The 18537-nt window shown below is 34.2% G+C and carries 14 protein-coding genes and 1 riboswitch; of the genes, 9 read left to right on the top strand and 5 right to left on the bottom strand.

Features of this window, described 5'->3' with window-relative positions; translation table 11 throughout:
- Nucleotides 1-29: 29 nt before the first annotated feature.
- On the bottom strand, nucleotides 30-4676 hold the full coding sequence (locus F8154_RS06600) for a cellulose binding domain-containing protein (RefSeq protein WP_151860817.1): 4647 nt from the start codon (nucleotides 4674-4676) through the stop codon (nucleotides 30-32).
- Nucleotides 4677-4761: 85 nt separating this feature from the next.
- A riboswitch (cyclic di-GMP riboswitch) is annotated at nucleotides 4762-4844 on the bottom strand.
- A gap of 440 nt (nucleotides 4845-5284) precedes the next feature.
- On the opposite strand from F8154_RS06600, the gene F8154_RS06595 reads away from it, so the two are divergent.
- From F8154_RS06595 to F8154_RS06570, 6 genes are all read left to right on the top strand, one after another.
- Nucleotides 5285-5761, top strand: coding sequence for a hypothetical protein (locus tag F8154_RS06595; RefSeq protein WP_151860816.1), 477 nt, complete (start codon nucleotides 5285-5287; stop codon nucleotides 5759-5761).
- Between the two features lie 139 nt (nucleotides 5762-5900).
- The gene (locus F8154_RS06590) at nucleotides 5901-6572 is read left to right on the top strand and encodes a hypothetical protein (RefSeq protein ID WP_151860815.1); all 672 of its coding nucleotides are present in this window, start codon (nucleotides 5901-5903) and stop codon (nucleotides 6570-6572) included.
- Nucleotides 6573-6707: 135 nt separating this feature from the next.
- On the top strand, nucleotides 6708-7286 hold the full coding sequence (locus F8154_RS06585) for a hypothetical protein (protein ID WP_207706853.1): 579 nt from the start codon (nucleotides 6708-6710) through the stop codon (nucleotides 7284-7286).
- Between the two features lie 967 nt (nucleotides 7287-8253).
- Entirely contained in the window at nucleotides 8254-9225 is a 972-nt protein-coding gene (locus F8154_RS06580) for a hypothetical protein (RefSeq protein WP_151860813.1), read from the top strand.
- Between the two features lie 153 nt (nucleotides 9226-9378).
- Nucleotides 9379-10146 (top strand): hypothetical protein, encoded by a 768-nt coding sequence (locus F8154_RS06575; protein WP_151860812.1) that lies wholly within the window; start codon nucleotides 9379-9381, stop codon nucleotides 10144-10146.
- Between the two features lie 20 nt (nucleotides 10147-10166).
- Nucleotides 10167-10658, top strand: coding sequence for a hypothetical protein (locus tag F8154_RS06570; protein WP_151860811.1), 492 nt, complete (start codon nucleotides 10167-10169; stop codon nucleotides 10656-10658).
- A 660-nt stretch (nucleotides 10659-11318) separates the two neighbouring features.
- On the opposite strand, the gene mtnA is transcribed toward F8154_RS06570, so the two are convergent.
- From mtnA to F8154_RS06550, 4 genes are all read right to left on the bottom strand, one after another.
- The gene (gene mtnA / locus F8154_RS06565; protein WP_151860810.1) at nucleotides 11319-12350 is read right to left on the bottom strand and encodes an S-methyl-5-thioribose-1-phosphate isomerase; all 1032 of its coding nucleotides are present in this window, start codon (nucleotides 12348-12350) and stop codon (nucleotides 11319-11321) included.
- 14 nt (nucleotides 12351-12364) lie between these two features.
- Nucleotides 12365-13567 (bottom strand): S-methyl-5-thioribose kinase, encoded by a 1203-nt coding sequence (gene mtnK, locus F8154_RS06560; protein ID WP_151860809.1) that lies wholly within the window; start codon nucleotides 13565-13567, stop codon nucleotides 12365-12367.
- 12 nt (nucleotides 13568-13579) lie between these two features.
- Complete coding sequence (locus tag F8154_RS06555; RefSeq protein WP_151860808.1) at nucleotides 13580-14230, bottom strand: class II aldolase/adducin family protein; 651 nt, start codon at nucleotides 14228-14230, stop codon at nucleotides 13580-13582.
- A gap of 80 nt (nucleotides 14231-14310) precedes the next feature.
- Nucleotides 14311-15477, bottom strand: a complete 1167-nt coding sequence (locus tag F8154_RS06550; protein ID WP_192930186.1) for a GGDEF domain-containing protein — start codon at nucleotides 15475-15477, stop codon at nucleotides 14311-14313.
- Between the two features lie 415 nt (nucleotides 15478-15892).
- Here F8154_RS06550 and potA point away from each other — a divergent pair, with 415 nt between their 5' ends.
- From potA to F8154_RS06535, 3 genes are read left to right on the top strand one after another with little or no spacing between them, the layout of a single operon-like run.
- Nucleotides 15893-16939, top strand: a complete 1047-nt coding sequence (gene potA / locus F8154_RS06545) for a spermidine/putrescine ABC transporter ATP-binding protein (RefSeq protein WP_151860806.1) — start codon at nucleotides 15893-15895, stop codon at nucleotides 16937-16939.
- Nucleotides 16936-17760: an ABC transporter permease gene (locus F8154_RS06540; protein ID WP_151860805.1), complete on the top strand. Its 825-nt coding sequence runs from the start codon at nucleotides 16936-16938 to the stop codon at nucleotides 17758-17760. The genes potA and F8154_RS06540 overlap by 4 nt, the downstream gene beginning before the upstream one ends.
- Entirely contained in the window at nucleotides 17754-18536 is a 783-nt protein-coding gene (locus tag F8154_RS06535; protein WP_151860804.1) for an ABC transporter permease, read from the top strand. The genes F8154_RS06540 and F8154_RS06535 overlap by 7 nt, the downstream gene beginning before the upstream one ends.
- The last annotated feature ends 1 nt before the right edge of the window (nucleotide 18537 follow it).

Below are 18537 nucleotides of genomic sequence, written 5' to 3'. Positions count from 1 at the left end.
TAATAAATTACTTTTAATTAACTCTGATTTTACTCAATCCTATAGGTAATTTTTGAATCTTCATTTGATAGGGACAAGAATTGTATACTATTAACAGTTGTTTTATCAGCACCATCAACTTGGTAAACTATCTTTCCTGTTGAAAACTCAGTGACAGTAATATTGGTGCCAGGTATATTGCCAGTTTCAAGAATAACTTCAGGCGTGTTTGCAGATAAATCCAGTACCTGAACAGCTTCCGAATCGTAGGTGACTGTAATAGTCAATGGGCTTTCATCGGCCTTTGGCGGAGCTACCACCACAAAATGGAATAAATTATCCTTTGCTACCTGAATTGTTAGCTCTGGTAGGGTGTTTTTTTCAAGTACTTCACTCCATTCACTCAATGTATCACCATCATGTACCCTTACTTTAAAGCTGTGATAGGTGTTTGGTTTTAATCCGTCAACAGTATAGCTAGCAGTAGTTATTCCCTCCTCAACAATCCCATCCACTTCAACATCGTAGCTGCTGGCTCCTTCCATATGATCCCATGTAAGTGTGATAGAATGGGTATTTGCTTCAGCTTTTAAATTAGTTGGAGGACCTGGTAGCGTTGCAATTTCTAGTGATCTACTCCATCTACTAATATTACTCCATTCTGGTCTTTCATCTTCTACAATTGCTCTGATTCTATAGGTATAAAGCTTATTTACTTCTAACCCTTCATGGGTAAAGGAACTGGATGAGGTAGATTTAATTATTTTGCCATCCACTTCGATCTCATAATAGGAAGCATGGGCAACTGAGTCCCAGTCAAGGCTAATTTGATTACTTTCGGCCTTCCCTTTGAGATTTTGTGGAGTACCAATTAAGGTTGGAATAGTAATTGGAGGGCTCCATTCACCTATAATTCCATCGCCCTTGGCTCTTACTCTATATACATGCCAGGAATAGGGCTCTAATCCACTATGGTGATAGGAGGTATCTCCTTTATTATCAAATACCTCTCCATCAGCAAATACATCATAGCCTGTTGCACCATCTACCCCTTGCCATGTTAATACAATTGAGCTTCTATCTGCTATAGCCTGTAAATTTTGTGGTGTGCCAAATATGGTTTTAGCAGTTACAGCTTCGCTCCATTGGCCAAATCCACCTTCACTTCTAACTCTAACTCGGTAGGTATGGGTTGTATTTGGAAGAAGATCTTTGTGTGTATAGGCTGTATTAAGACCATTATCTATAATGACGCCATCTACCTCAACGTCGTAGGACAAAGCTCCAGCTACCATGTTCCAGGTAAGTTCTATTTGTGAACTAGATGGATTGGCATATACTATAATTTCTCCATCTAATAGGGTAGTTAAGGTTACAAGCTCACTCCATTGCCCTACTATTGAATTATTCTTTGCCCTTACTCGATAGGCATGTTTAGAATCTGGCGCAAGGTCTACATGGGTATATTCAGGTAATGTGATATCTTCTATTGTCACTCCATCCGCTTGTATATCGTAGGCTGTTGCACCTTCAACACAATCCCATGAAAGGGAAATTTGATTCTGTGTTGCTATTCCTGTTAGATTTTTAGGTGTTTCTGGTAAAGTCTGAACTATAATCAAATCAGACCATTGACTTGTTCCTAATGCATTACTTGCTCTTACTCGATACTGATGAACTTCATTTTGATTTAAATTTGCATGTTGGAAGCTTGGTTGAGTTAATCCCTCAAGAATTGAACCATCAACTTCCAGATCATATGTAGAAGTTCCTGGAGTTGAGTTCCAAGTAACCGTTACGCTATTAGAACTGGCATTTCCCTTCAAGCCTGATGGAACTGCTGGCAAGGTTGAATGGGCTATAATTGAACTCCATTGCCCTATACCACTTTCATTTTTAGCCCTAACCCGATAGGTAGTTTGGGTATTGGGGTTTAAGTCTGTATGGTTATAGCTGAGGGAAGAACCAACATCAATAGGCTCTCCATAGATTTCTACCTCATAGCCTAATGCTCCAGGGACTGGGTCCCAGCTGAGATTCACCGATTCACTGGTGCTGTGGGCCTGTAATCCTTGGGGTACACCAGGTATGGTAAACACTTCTAATGACTCTGACCATCCACCTGTAACAGTGGAGGTTTTTGCACGGACTCTATAGGTATGCATTGTTCCAGGTAAAAGCCCTTCATGTAGATAACTACCTTCACTGTCAACAGATATTATTTCTCCATCTACCTCCACATCATATAGTGCTGCCGTTTCAACGGGCTCCCACTCTAAGTTGACAGTTGTTTCAGTTGCTACTGCTGTTAGTCCCTCTGGTATATCAAAGAAATCTGCTTCCCCCCATACAAAGAAGCCTTCATAGTAACCATTTACCTTTGTCCAATCTTCATATCTATTGGAATCGGGGTTAAAGGAAAAATCATTTGACTGATCAAAGTTACTCCAGTCATTTTTGGCAAGCCTAGTATGTATCTCTACATACTCACCTGAAGCTAATGATCCAGCACTGGATTCAAAACCAATTTCAAAATAGTGATCTCCATTGGTACGAGGTTTAGCTAATTCACTGAATTTACCCTTAATATTTGATGCACCAACATTTGACCAGTCAACATAATAGTTAAGTTGTTCTTCCCCATCTGTTGTGAAAAAATAACGAACAATTGTGTCCTCTAGTTCAATTGGTGATGAAGTTGTATTATAGATTCTAAACCATGGGAATATTGTGTTGGTGGTCATATTTCGCTGCGCATTATACATCTGTATTTTAATAGGCTGCTGTGGCTCTTCTGGCTCCTGTGGTGGAGGTAATACCTCTGATTCTTCACCGGAAATGATTTCGTTATTTAGCAATAATATTACCTTTTCCCATTGTTGGTACTTGTTTGCTTCAGAATTAAAGGAATAGTCATTATATTGATTGAAATTACTCCAATCTGATTTTGCAACTCTAGAATGAATCTCAATTTTTTCTTCAGGCTCTAATACACCTGCATCCTCTTGAAAGCCGATTTGATAAAGATGATCTGCTCCATCTAAAGGTTCCTCTAGCTCTATTAGTTCCCCCAGTACATTAGAGGCACCAATAGTTGACCAGTCTACAAAATAGTTTTGGGGTTTATTGCCATCCACAGTATAAAAATACTGTATTTTAATATCATTAAAATCAACTGGCAGCTGACCTGTGTTCTCCAACTCATAGCGAATAAAAAGAGTGTTGCTTATTTCGTTCCTATTACTGTTAAACATCCTCAATGTGAGCTCTGGCTCAGTTGGAATTGGCTCAGGTTCATTTTCAGTGCCTTTTTCTCCCCAAATTAAATCTTCTTTATAATGAAGGGTTACCTTATCCCATTCCTCATAGGTGGTGTCGTTTTGATTAAAGGAATAATCATCAGTCTGAGTATAATTGCTCCAATCTAACTTGGCTATTCTTCCATGTATCTCAACAGTTTCCTCCTGTAAAAGGGAGCCAGCACTCTCCTCAAAGCTGATTTCTAAGTAGTAGTTTGCCCCTTCCCAAGGCTGTTCCATTTTTACAAAATCCCCTGATATCTTTCCACTTCCAATATTTGACCAGTCACAAAAAAACTGCTGGTCCCTTTCTCCGTCAATTGTGTAATAGTACCTAATTTTCACATCCTTTAACAGAATAACCTCTTCTCCACTGTTTACTACTTGGAACCAAGGATAAATAGTATTATTTTCAGAAGCACGATTTGCATTGTACATCTTCACTAATACATCTAACTGCTTATCTATTTCCTTTGGATCTTCATCAGGCTGAGAATCCTCTTCTATTTCTATATCCAACGCTTCAACTGGCTCCTCTTCTTCAGGCTCAGTCTCCTCTATGTCTTCTTCCTGTTCCTCTTCTGTTTCTATATCCGGCTCTTCAACTGGTTCCTCTTCTTCAGGCTCAGTTTCCTCTATGTCTTCTTCCTCCTGTTCCTCTTCTGTTTCTATATCCGGCTCTTCAACAGGCTCCTCTTCTTCAGGCTCAGTTTCCTCTATGTCTTCTTCCTGTTCCTCTTCTGTTTCTACATCTGGCTCTTCAACTGGTTCCTCTTCTTCAGGCTCAGTTTCCTCTATAACTTCTTCCTCCTGTTCCTCTTCTGTTTCTATATCTGGCTCTTCAATCGGCTCCTCTTCTTCAATTATCACGCTACTGGGAACAACACTTATATAACTAATTAGCGTATCATCTGTTTCTGCATATAAGGTTAGCTTGCCATCTGTCACCTCAATTGAACAAGTCTTTTCTAGTAGTTCATTAGCCTCTATTTGGCGTTGATCCCAATAGGATTTATCCTCAACCGATAGGGCTATGTTTTTTTCTTCCTCTGAGTAAACTCCTAGGGTTACCTCATAGATTCCATTATTGAGCTTAAGCTCCCAAACACTGTTTTGATTCAAAAACAGCCCTGTTGCTAAAGCTTCGTCAGCCTGTTCAGGCCAGACCACTCCATTATTACTGTGATCTTGGTTCCAACCATAGGTATACTCCCCTCGATTCCCATAAGCTTCTCCAATGTCAGGAAGATAATCCCCAGGGGTTGTTGACTCTGAGTCTTGAAAATTAATATGTATGTCATTAATTTCCATGGAGTATACATATACATTGTCCAAACCTACAGCAGAGACCGTCTGCATTAGCAGCACAATTATCAAGACAGTTGCAATTCTTTTCATCCTTCCACCCTCTCTAATGTTTATTTTTTCATAAGAACAAAAGCAACAAAAAACTCCATGCCGTATAGGCATGAAGCTTCTATTTTACTGCAACCCGGCGATCATGGCTATTGCTTTAGACCCGTGGCTTTGCGTCCTTTGCTTTCACAAAGTTTGCCTTTGTCAAAAAATGTAGTTTATTTAATTATAGCTAAAAATGTCATTCTTAGTTGTCGAAATTTGTAACTTCTTACTATTTTTTTTTGAGACTACAGCACTATATCTTTGTAGTAATAAAAAAACTGGAGTACCCATCTACAAGTACCAACCATCCCTGCATTTCTACCTTTATATTATTTACTGTTTTTGGCAGGAAAAGGACTATAATCTGTAGAAGTACTGCAATGTAAAAAGTTAATATTTATCTCAGCGGCGTTACTAACACTCCCACTTCTAAGCGGGAGATAAGTGCCGCCAAGCTTCGAAATAAGGGCAACTAGAGTTCAGGTGGAGTTAAAACTCCATCTGGGCTAAGTTTTCTTTAAGAATAAGAGGGGACATTTCCCTCGTGTTCCCATTAAAAAATAACATGTATATGAATTAATTTAATACGAGGAGTGTAATTAATTTTGAGAATAAACTGGAAAATTATTATTATAATTATAGCAGTGTTAATCTTGTTTTTTATGTTCTTATTTATAAAATATGAAGATGAATTAACTTTTATTAGATGTTTACCAGTAACTATGCAAAAGAATATCAGTTACACAATTGATGATTATAAGATAGCTGTGCCTCTACATAATTTTGCTTTTATAAAAAACATTGATGTGTCTCTTAAGCCGTCGGTCAGCTACTTTACTATTTTGAGCTTTGAAGAAATCAATAAATTCTATGATGAAGCAAAACGAAACGCTGAAGAAAACTTTAAAGAATATAGTTCCTATGGAAAGTCATTATATTATAATGAAGCAAATGATATATATGTACAAATACCTGAATATTATTATATTGAAGGTGAGAAGGATATTATAAAAAAGATCAAATTTAGTTTAATAGATAATGATACTATAAAGAAAATTATTGAAAATGAGAATAAAAAATAGATGCAACATTATTTAGGAATTTTAACTTAGATTTGTATACACAATTATTGGAAGATTGACTCTTATTTAATGCTGAGTGCAAGGATTTAAGAACGCGAGGGGACTGTCCCCTCGTGTTCTCATAGAAGGAGAGAGGCACTTGAAAAAATACTTTAATTACATATTAGTTTTTATAATTATTATTTTGATAAGCAATATATACTTTAATAATGCTTATAAAAGCTTCAGTAAAAACTATGCTAGTGAAATGTACAATCATATGATGTATTCTATAATAAGAAATAAAAGTATACTAGATGAAATCTCTTCTTCTGAAACTGTTAAAATAGAGACTATTGTAGAATTACATAAGAATTATGGTACTATGTATTCTAAATTAGCAGATATGGAAAGATTTAGGTTCCATAATAATTATAAAATCAGAAATAAACGTCCTATAATTCAAATTGTAAGTGATTTCTATAGATTTACAGGTGGTTTAGTTCAAAATGATGTATCCTTTGATATTTTTCATATACAATTACAAGATAACATATATACTCTTACTAGCGAAGATGTTAAAACATTTATAATGATGAAAGAAGTTACTAATAAGCTTGTTGATACAATAAAATCAAATATGCCTAAGAAGTACCAACAAAGTTCTACTAATCATACTGTTAGAAGCTTAGATTTCAAAGATTGGCTACAATGCTACAATAATTCCAATAAGCAAATAGAAGAATTCATCATAGATAAATATAACTTGTACACTTCTTCTATGGGAACTATAGGATACGATTTGATTAATAAAACAAAAAACAAGTTCTAATGTTTTTAGATCATATCAACATATAAATATAATCTAGAAACATGAAAAAAATTTAAGTGGCCGATTAAATTTATGAGGTGATTTCATATAAAAATTAAAAAAGTATACTCACTAATATTAGTATTTATAACTATAATGCATTTAGTTGCTTGTTGGAGCCAATCGGATTTTCCTAAACCCTTAATTAAAGAAGGAGTTCAACCATATAATCTAACCAAAAGCGAAAAATATTTATTACAGTCATTTGGCATGGAAGGAAATTCACAAATTATTTCCTTTAATGCACCTTATGAATCTATAACATTGAATGTTAATGTTTACAGACTTGAAGTTGACAATACTTGGCATAGTATAAGTGGAGCATCTATTTCAATAGGAACAGAGAGGGAACCGATTGATGTATTAACGGGTACTTTTACGATGCAATTGAAGGAGAATTATGTTATTGACTTTAATGTGAATTCTGGTGGCATATTCTCCTTTAATACAGATGAGATTATACTTGATGCAGAAACAATGGTATCCACAATCGGTTTTTTACAAGAATTCCAAAAAATAGAGATGTATAAGGAAATCCCAGTTGCTCTTATGGTTTATGATAGTGGTACAAGTATGAGAAGCTATTCGATTCAAGATTATTTTGAACCGTCTAAATTTGAAGGAATGGATTTAGTGCAGGTAGTCACACTAACCTTTACTGATGAGGAACTATGAAGAAGAACACAAGGGGACTGTCCCCCCGTGTTCTGTCCCCCCGTATTCATAGTGCTTTTATATGACTTTTATGGATCAAATAAAAAAGATTATAAAACAGATTTCTATACTTGAGAAAAAAAGCAGTATCAAGTAAACCTGTTAACTGATAAGATAACATTAGTGAACACTTGGTTAGAAGCTAAATCTGAAACCTACACTAGAGATGCTAGAACTACAGACGATTGGGAACACGAAAATACTAAGTATAATAGTATGTTAATGAAGTAATAAGTGCTTAAAGAGAATGGGTGGATTATATGTTTAAATATTACATTATATTAATACTACAAGTTGTATCTTTTGCACTAACAAATATTTCTATAGGCGTTAGTGCGGTATTTATCCTGTTGACTATGTTGATTTTGTCGCTGATTAATCAACATAAGAAAAACAAAATAGGAAGAGTGTACAAAAAAGAATCTATTGAATTAAATATAAGTAAAAACAAGGTTTTAAGATTTTTAAAGCTTATTAATACAATATTAATGATTTCCGTTCTAGTATTTTTTGTAGCAAATGTTTATGCTAATAATAAATATCAAGTTAATACTTTGCATACTTTGCAGATTCTACTGTTTTATTCGGTAACGTGTTCAGTTTCAAGTGTTTACAATATATATTTAACCAATAAATTTATTGAGCTGAATAAGCACACTATCAATTAAAATTATATGTAGCTCTAAAATGTTTATATTGTTCTTGATAGAAAAACCATGCATTTGGAACAAGAAAAAAGGGCTAGGGTTTTCACATTTTCTTACAAGAGGCAGTGAAACCCATAACAAAAAATCTTGTCCCTATACGCCCAGATATAAGTTTTCCCCGTAAGAACACAAGGGGACTGTCCCCCCCCCGTGTTCTTATGCTTGATGATTATTCGTATTTTTTAAGAAACAAAAAAACGTAGAGGAGGTATAAGATATAATTGAAAACTCTACTTAATTCAGTAAATATGAAGTATTTATCTATAACAACCGGCATTATGTTTTTAGTAGTATTATTTATAGTAATAATCTATAGCCAAAACCATTATGATTTTCCTTTGTCAAAAACCAATATTGAAAATGCACTAGAGGAAGTTGATTTAGATTGGCATATAATAGATGAGTACACAATTAATGAAGGTAACAGTGTATTTAGGTTATCTAGTTCTGAACTTGTTCAGACATTAACTATTAGTAGTATGAAAAAGGATGAAATGTTTAGTTTTTCTATTATACCTAATATTCCCATGTCATATGAATCAATAATTCTTGATGAAGGAACGAGGAAACAACTTCTACAACTTACATGTGAGTTAACAGGGATTGATTACTCTAATTCCATTTATAGAAACTTTTATAAATATCTAGCAAGTAGGGATAGTTTAAAATATGGCGATACTAATTGGTATTACAGCTCTGAGGATAAAATCTTGATGATAAGCCTGAAGGCCTCTTCTGTCTACATAGGTAAGTATCAAATAAGTTCCATACAAGTAATGAATTCAGCTTTTTTTAAAGAAATTAAAAATATTTTTGCAACCCACACTACAGAAAAGTTTCAATCCGAGGGTGATCAGGTATATAAAGGTGTCTCACTCAAAGATCTAAAAGAAGATTTTTCAGAAGGGAATCAATCTATCACAAGAATAGTTACTATAGGTAGATTAACAAATACCCAAAAAATAAAAGATAAAGAATTAGAAGGTTTAATCCTTGAGGATTCTGACTATTCTCTCTATGCTAAGGATTACCTTTTCGCTTACATTAGTGATAGAACTGATACCATCAAGGTCCTGTTACCAAGGTATATAGAAGACTTATCTCTCCTCAATAATAAAGATAAGGAGTGGCATATCACCTACCATCATTCCAGTGGTATATATGTTGTAGATTATGGGTTAGATATTCATTAAGGGGTAAACCAATAAACCAAGGAGACGGTTCTTTAAGGGTTCAATCGGAAGTTTTGCCCTTTAAAAAGATACAGAACACAAGGGGACTGTCCCCCCGTGTTCACAAGAGGTCTGTCCCCTCGTGTTCCAATTTCTTTGAGAGGATGAGTAAATGTGAAAAAATTAATTTCGTTAGTATTAGTATTATGTATGTTTTTTTCAATAACAACATTGAACTACGCAAATATAAATTTTTCAAATTATGCTAAGGGCTTTAACGAGTCAACACCAGAGCAGTTAGAGAAGTTTGTTATATTAGATGAAAATGGCACACTAATTCTTGATAAAATAGAAGCAGAGGAAAATGGACACGAAAAAGCTGATGTATTGTATATGGAGAATATAGTTAAATACATCAACAAGAAAATTGAGAATGATGAGTTAATTGTTGGTAGAAAAAGTGAAGTTTACAATAAAGAAAGTCAACCACAAGAAAATCAGCCTGAAAGTTGGTCACCTACACCTATTGTAGAATCCTCGGAAATGGAATTTTGCTTATCAAAAAGTAGAGCATATGCTTTAAGGAATGATTTGCAAGATAGAGGTCTATCGTATTTCGAGTTATTTTTAGCATCTTATGGAGAATCTGGCGTTGAACTAACCGCTTTTGGGGGTAAACTTGCCTTTACTATAGGGGTATTGTTGGGATATGTTACCATGTATGGAACAACCGATGATTTAGAAGATGCACTTAATGATGCAGCGTGGGAAATGAATAATGATGATTATGTTATAGTAACTGCAAATGTAGAGCATGTTTGGAACAAATTGAGTGATTGGTATAATGAAGAAGCCCCAGATGAGGTGAACTATAATGATTTTATTAGATATGAGATAACCGACCAAAATGTTAGTGGAGAAGATTTAGAGGATTATTTATAAAGAACACAAGGGGACCAACTATGAAAAAAAGATTAATTGTTTGCACAATTATATACTTCATAATTCTATTTATACTAATATATAGTTCTACCAGTATAATAAATCAAGAGTTAAAAGGGGTTCTGTTTAATGAAAAAGGTGAGATTATAAAAAAAGTAGATGTATTAATAAAAGGAGAAAAGATATCTTACCTATATGGAGGATTTCATTTTGTAGGAGAAATCTTATTTGATGATTATAAAATAAAATTTGTTAAAAGTGAAAAAAGGTTTAAAAAAACAGACCTTTCTTTATTGCTTAATGGGTATGAAAATCCATCTGAAAGAATAACTGTACCTATTAGTGAATCATTAAGGATAAGTAGATTGTTTGTTACAGAAAATTTTGATGAAATTTGTGTTTTGGAACTTGATATAGAAGCTTATGAACACTATAAAAGAATCATATTGTATGCAACCGATGAAAAGTGTAACTTAGAAAACAAGATTTCTGAATTATTAAAGCTTTATTAAGCTATCATTGTGTTACTCAAAATATAAAAAAACTATAATTAATTCTAAGTGTATTAGAGCTCATTAAAGTATTTTATTAGTTTCAAAGAATTTGATACATAGTCGAAGAATTTCCAAATACTTACTCATTGAAATAAATACCTAATAGTGTCAACAACTGCCGCCTCCTACACACACCTTGATGGACCATACAAAGTGTTTAAAATATTATTTTAGTATATCTAGCCTCTCTCCCATTTCGTTACATTTCACTCCCATTTCGTTACATATATGTTTAATTATCGTATTTTTATGCTATAGATGAGTTAGCTTTAAACACAATACAATTTGCTAATCTAAAAAGCAAAAAAAATATTGAAAAAGGGGTGGAGTGGCATGAAAAGGAGTTTTATATATGAAAAAATAATTAGTTTGCTTAATGGGGCTCTCACTGGAAGTAATAACGATATTACAGTTAGTTGGAAAATATGATGAGCAGTATTTCAACGATAATTTTATCAATAGTAATTGTAATAAGTGTTGGCATTGTTATTGCTGTTATATACTTTATTTCCCCCAAAGGCAAACGCAAATAAATATCAGAAAACAACCTGTATCGTTAGCAGGTTGCTTTCTGCTGTTTTAAAAAGTAAATTTGAAGGACTTGAGTATCTAAAAGTGTCAACAACCCCATCCCCTCGACATGTTATAGGGTGGGTAGATGATTCCCTTTTCTGTTACTATAGCTGTAATAAGCTGATGGGGAGTTACATCAAATGCTGGATTAAAAACCTTTATGCCTTCAGGGGCAGTGGCTTTTCCAAACCAATTTGTTACTTCATGGCTTCCTCTTTCTTCTATAGGAATTTCTTTACCTGTTGGAGTTGATAAATCTATAGTAGGAGTTGGTACAGCAACATAAAAGGGTACTCCGTAATGCTTAGCCATTACTGCAAGCTGTAGTGTTCCAATTTTATTGGCTGTATCTCCATTGGCTGCTACCCTATCGGCACCAGTTATAATTGCATCAATTTTTCCTTCAGCCATTAAGGAGCCAGCCATATTGTCACAAATTAGAGTGACATCAACACCACTATGGTGTAGCTCATAGGCTGTTAGTCTAGCACCCTGTAAATAAGGTCTTGTTTCGTTTGCGAAAACTTTAAAACTCCAACCCTTCTCCTTAGCTAGGTACATAGGTGATGTGGCAGTCCCATATTTTGATGTAGCCAGGCTACCTGCATTACAATGGGTCATTATAGTCATTCCATCCTTTAACAGTTTAAGAAAATTTTCACCAATGCTGCGGTTTATTGCTTCATCCTCCTTATGAATGCTTATTGCCTCTTCAAGAAGTGATTTCTTTTTATCGTCTAATGAAAGATTTTCTAAAGTCTTAGCCTTTTCCTTCATTCTATCTAAGGCCCAAAAAAGGTTTACTGCGGTTGGTCTTGATTGTGCTAAATATTCTGTTTTCTCCTCTATGTGCTTCATAAACTCTTGATGATTATTAAAATCTATCTCCTTAGCTGCAAGATATACCCCATAGGCAGCTGCAATGCCTATAAGTGGTGCACCTCTAAGCTCCATATCCTTTATAGCGTAAAACACATCTTCAACTGTTGATTTTACATTGTATTCTTTTTCTACAGGAAGCTTCAATTGATTTAATATGTAAAGCTTACCATCTCTCCATTCTATTGGGCTAATCATTTTATAATACTCCTTTATTCAATATTTTCTTTAATTAAATTTGTAACCTCTTCTAAATTATTGAAGCTATGTCGATTCATTATAAGCTTTTCTCCCAACTCTAAAAGCTTAACCTGTACATCCCTACGTTTTTGAAGGTCCTCAATACCAGTTACATCTAAGTTTTGGGCTAGTCCATGGGTTCTACGTATCATTACAGCTCCACAAAAGCCTATTGTATCAGTAAAAAGGTTATTCATAAAGTCATCCCTATAGCCTTCAGCTCTAGCTGATATATTGAGGGCATCCTTTTTCCAGTTTTCTATAAATTTTCTTTCAAAAAATCTATGTAATCTTATTACCGTTTCTAGTAAGTAGCTTCTATAGTCTTTTATCCTTTCTGGATCTTCATCCTTTCCACTCCATGAAATATAATTTATAAAAATATTACCTATTATTTTACCAACATCAAAGGCCGCAGGCCCCATAAAAGCAAATTCTGCGTCAAATATCTTTGTTTCATTTTCACCTGCAAAGATTGAGCCTGTATGTAAATCTCCATGTATTAGTGATTGGGCCTCTGTCATAAATTTGTATTTTAATTTAGAAACCTCACGCCATAAGTCGGTTTTTTTCCAGAACACCTCTTCTAAATAGGGTCTAAGTCTTGGGTTGATATTATTTGTGTCGGCATCGTGGTATGGATCTGTAAATATAAGATCCTCTGTTATTTTACATAGCTCTATATTAATAAATTTTGCTACTAGTTTTTTCTTTTCCTCTGAGCTTAAATACATGTCTGAGGTGTAAAACAGGGTATCTGCTAGAAAGGTTGAAGCATGCTCTGGGAAACTAGGATATTTTTGCATTTTTATCATCCCATATCTCATTAACTCCAAGTGGGATAGATCCTCCATAACTATCAATGACAGTTGGTCATTTCTATGTATGAGCTTTGGTACATAATTCGGGGTTAAATTATTATAAATTTCGAGGGCATTAGCTTCTACAATTGTCCGTTCAATGCTTAAAGGCCAGCTTTCCCCTACAACCCTAACATAAGGAAGTGCCTGTTTTAATACTACTGAATTTTCCGTTGCTTCATCCTTTACAATAAAAACCAAGTTTAAATTACCATCCCCTACTTCTTTAGCTGTAAGTCCAGTGGCGGAATCAAATACTCCATGCTCCACTAAATATTCTATTGCAAGTTTTTCATTCATTTGATAGTAGCCCATTATGAAATCCTCCTAGTCTTTAATTGATTTACTATAGCTATCTATATACATTTTCCTCATAATATCTATTTCCTTTTGAGGTAATGGTTTGGCTTCCTTATCCATTCCTCTAACAACTGCTGCTAGCTCAGCAGATTTTTCTGCTATTTCAGCTACTGTGATAGCTTCCTTAAGGGATCTGCCCACAGCAATTAATCCATGTCTTTCTAATAATGCAGCATATACATCCTTTTTTAAAGCATCTACTGCCTCTAAAGCCAATTCTGTTGTTCCAGGCAATGCATACTTCGCTAAAGGAATGCTTCCACCTATTATTTGAGCTTGATCCTCAGTATAGCAAGGGACCTCCTCCCCTATAGCCGCAAAGGCAGTGGCATATACGCTGTGGGTATGTACAATGGCTTTAACATGTGGCAGGGATTTATAAATAATTATGTGAAGTGGCATTTCACTTGAAGGCTTTAGCCTTCCACCTATTTGTATCCCTGTATCTAGCTGGATAACTGCTATATCTCCTTCTTTTAAATCTTTATAGGATATGGCAGATGGTGTAATCCACATTGTTGTTCCATCACATATACTGATATTTCCCCATGTACCTCTAACCAAGCCTCCGTTAATTATACTTAATCCTACATTAATGATTTCTTTTTCTATTCCCATTTAATCACCTTCAATTCTTATATTCAGTATTTTATTACCCTTTAAATCTAAACTTCTCTATCTTTATATGTACCATTTTTTTACTTACTTACACAATTTCTACCCTTTTTCTTTGCCCTATAAAGTGCTTTATCCGCCATCTTTAATACCTCTTGTGGGGTTCTTAGCTCCTTTGTCTTTTCTGCTCCACCAATACTTATAGTAACATGTAGCTTTTTTGTAGTAATTTTATTCTTTACAATTTTTTCTGGTTTTTTTCTTGGTCTGTTTTTGCTTCTAACAATAAATCCTCTTTTAGCTACCCTTTCTCTAACTTCCTCAAGAAAAGGTATAGCTTCAGTTAAATCCTTATTTGGAAACAAAATAGTGAATTCTTCTCCACCATACCTATAGGCTTTACCCCTTCCATTGACCTCCTTAATGGTGGCAGCCACCATTTTTAACACTTCATCTCCTATATCATGTCCGTGCTTATCATTAAACTTTTTAAAAAAATCTATATCCAGCATTGCAATTACATAGTTGCCACTTAGCTTAAGCATATCTTCACGGAGGGCTCTTCTAGCAGGTAAGCCAGTTAACTCGTCAAGGTATGACATGTTGTAGGTTAACTTGATTATGGCAGTAATTAATATGATTCCTCCACAGCTAAAAAAAACTGACGATAGTAAGTTGTTATTGTAAAAGTTTAGTGATATGAAGGAGGATACCATAACCCCTACTAAAAAGGGCTCTAAAAACGACTTATATAAATAGCCTCTAAGTATCAAAATAGCTAATACAAATAAAAACAGTAGTATACCATAATCTGGAATAGGGCTTAGCATATTCCACGGGAATAAATCGGCATTTAGCTTAGTAACTGTTTCTGAATACCCTCTAAAATATAACCAAATTAAAAAGCTAGCCTGTATAAAAATAAAGAAGAATCTTATCAGACCCCAAACAGTTAAGTAGCCTCTTTCCTTAAGTATTGAAAAAACCAACACATTAATACTTGTAAAAAAACAGATATAGGTAAAAACACTATCATTTACCCATATAGGATTAATGGCAATTTTAGCTATAAATAGAGTTAGCAGAATAAAAAAAATACGACTTCTATTAAACTGTATAGCCATAATCATTCCAAATGAAAAAATAACATATGGAGCATACTGAGTAATGGTAATAATTGCTGAAGGCAGTGAATCTAAAAAGTTATAATATATAAAGGCAGCTATTAGAACTATTATTGAAGTAAGCATTTTTTTCATCCTTTCAACAAAACTACTAAATACCAACAGTTGTATTGTTTAATTATAGCAACCTTATCAATATGTTTCAATAAGTTTTAAGTTCTATATAATATGGGTAATTAACTGGGGGCGTTTCTAATGCTCCCAGTTCTTATGGTGTAAGCAAGTGCCATAAAGCTTCGAAATAAGTGCATAAAGTAAATATTTTTACTTGCATTTGCGTATCTATATAATTAAGGGCTGGCTTTACATTTCTACAGTTACCTTTACTTTTAAAAATATTTTTAACAGTACTTATTGACTTTGTTTGTTTAATGTGGCATTCTATTATTGCTTATTAAGTTTAGTATAACTCAACAAAAAGTTTACTATTGATACTTATTATTGTAAAATACTTAAAATAGCATTTAAAGGGGGATTAAAAATGTCACAGCCAATAATTAAGCTGACTAATGTATCGAAAAGCTACGATGACCATAATGTATTAAAAAATATTAATCTATATGTAAGAAGAAATGAATTTTTAACTCTTTTAGGTCCAAGTGGTTGTGGTAAAACCACTACTTTAAGAATTATTGGTGGCTTTGAAACCCCTTCCTCTGGCGAAGTATTATTTGAGGGTATGGATATAACAAGTATTCCCCCTTATCAAAGAAGAGTAAATACAGTGTTTCAAAAATATGCACTCTTCCCTCACTTAAACGTAGCAGATAATATAGCCTTTGGATTAAACATTAAAAAAATGGATAAAGGACTTATTAAAGAAAAGGTAAAGGATATATTGACCTTAGTTAATCTACCTGGTTTTCAAAAAAGATCAATACACTCCTTGAGTGGGGGGCAGCAGCAAAGGGTTGCAATCGCCAGAGCTTTGGTAAACGAACCAGAGGTATTATTACTAGATGAGCCTTTAGGAGCATTGGATTTAAAGCTAAGAAAGGATATGCAGCTTGAGCTTAAGAACATACAACAAAAACTAGGAATTACCTTTATATATGTTACCCACGATCAAGAGGAAGCCTTAACCATGTCGGATACAGTGGTTGTAATGAAGGATGGCACAATACAGCAAATTGGTAGCCCTGTAGACATTTATAACGAGCCTAAAAACTCCTTTGTTGCAGATTTTATAGGAGAAAGCAACATTATTACTGGCACCATGATTAAGGATTATTTAGTAGATTTTGCAGGCAGAAAATTTGACTGTGTAGATAAAGGCTTTGAAGCCAACGAAGAAGTAGATGTAATTATTAGACCTGAGGATATAAAGCTTGTAAAGGAAGCTGATGGTATGCTGTTGGGTCAGGTGGTATCAGTAATATTTAAGGGAGTTCACTATGAAATGATGGTTACTAGTAACGGTATAAGCTGGATGATTCACAGCACCTTGATGGTGCCAGTTGGCAGCAAAGTAGGTATATTAATTCAACCTAGTGATATCCATATTATGAAGAAGGTGAAGGCTATATGAAGGAAAACCGTGTTGTTGCACCCTATCTGATATGGATGACAATTTTTATTGTTTTACCCATTATATTGGTTATATTCTTTGGAGTTACTATTAGAACAGAGTCAGGACTTCAGCTTTCACTGGATAACTTCAAGCGATTTTTTGAACCTATATACCTAATGGTGCTTTGGCGCTCAATTCGTTTAGCATTAATAAGTACCGTAATCTGTTTAATCTTAGGGTATCCTATGGCAATGATACTTGCAAGCAATGGCTTAAAGATGAAAAACACTTTAGTTCTTCTGTTTATTATTCCAATGTGGATGAATTTTCTTTTAAGGACCTACGCATGGATGACATTGCTTGAAAGGGGAGGAATCATTAATACTATACTGAACTTTTTAAAGCTACCTAGCTTAAATATTTTATATACAGAACAGGCAGTTATTCTTGGTATGGTTTATAACTTCTTGCCCTTTATGGTATTACCTATATACTCTGTGTTAATAAAGATTGATAAAAGTCTACTGGAGGCTGCAGAAGATTTAGGTGCAGATTCTATTACTGTTTTTCGCAAGGTCACATTTCCCCTAAGCATATCGGGGGTTATATCTGGCATTACAATGGTTTTTATGCCTGCGGTTACCACCTTTGTTATTTCAAGGCTTTTAGGTGGCGGTCAGTTCACCTTAATAGGTAACTTAATAGAACAGCAGTTTTTATTTGTTGGTGACTGGAGCTTTGGGTCTGCCATCTCAATAGTGATGATGATTTTAATATTAGTTAGTATGGGCTTTATGTCTAAATATGAAAAAGAAAACGAGGGGGCTGGACTATGGTAATGAAACATATAAAAAAGCTCTATGCCTTTTTAATATTTTTCTTTCTATATGCCCCCATTATGGTTCTTATTATATTCTCCTTCAATGAATCTAAATCGAGGGGTAGTTGGGATGGACTTACATTAAAATGGTATATAGAATTGTTTAAGGATAGGCAAATTATGTCAGCAATGTACTATACTTTAAGTGTTGCAATTCTTTCTTCTTTAATTGCAACAGCAATAGGAACTGCAGCAGCTATTGGAATAGATAACATGAAAAGATTTAAAAAATCAATGATAATGAATTTAACCTATTTACCAGTATTGAATCCCGATATAGTGACTGGAATAGCTTTAATGCTGTTATTTATATTCATGAGGATAAGATTAGGCTTTTTAACCCTATTGTTGGCACATATAACCTTTAATATTCCCTATGTAATTATTTCGGTTTTACCTAAACTAAAACAGTTAAATAAGCATATTTATGAGGCTGCTTTAGATTTGGGTGCAAGCCCTAGCTATGCCCTTAGAAAGGTAATAATTCCTGAAATAATGCCAGGTATTATAACGGGTTTTCTTTTGGCCTTTACGTTGTCTCTGGATGACTTTGTAATAAGCTTCTTTACCACTGGCTCGGGTGTGTCAAATCTATCAATAACAATTTATTCAATGGCTAGGCGGGGAATTAACCCTAAAATTAATGCCCTCTCAACCATTATGTTTATTACTGTATTACTATTATTAATAATAATCAATAATAGAATGTCAAAAAACAATACCATAAAGGAGTGAT

Origin of the sequence: Alkaliphilus pronyensis (assembly GCF_009017275.1) — a bacterium.
GTDB classification, from domain to species: Bacteria; Bacillota; Clostridia; order Peptostreptococcales; family Natronincolaceae; genus Alkaliphilus_C; species Alkaliphilus_C pronyensis.
Note: the sequence above shows the minus strand (reverse complement) of the source record. Positions and strands in the feature narration are given on the sequence as shown.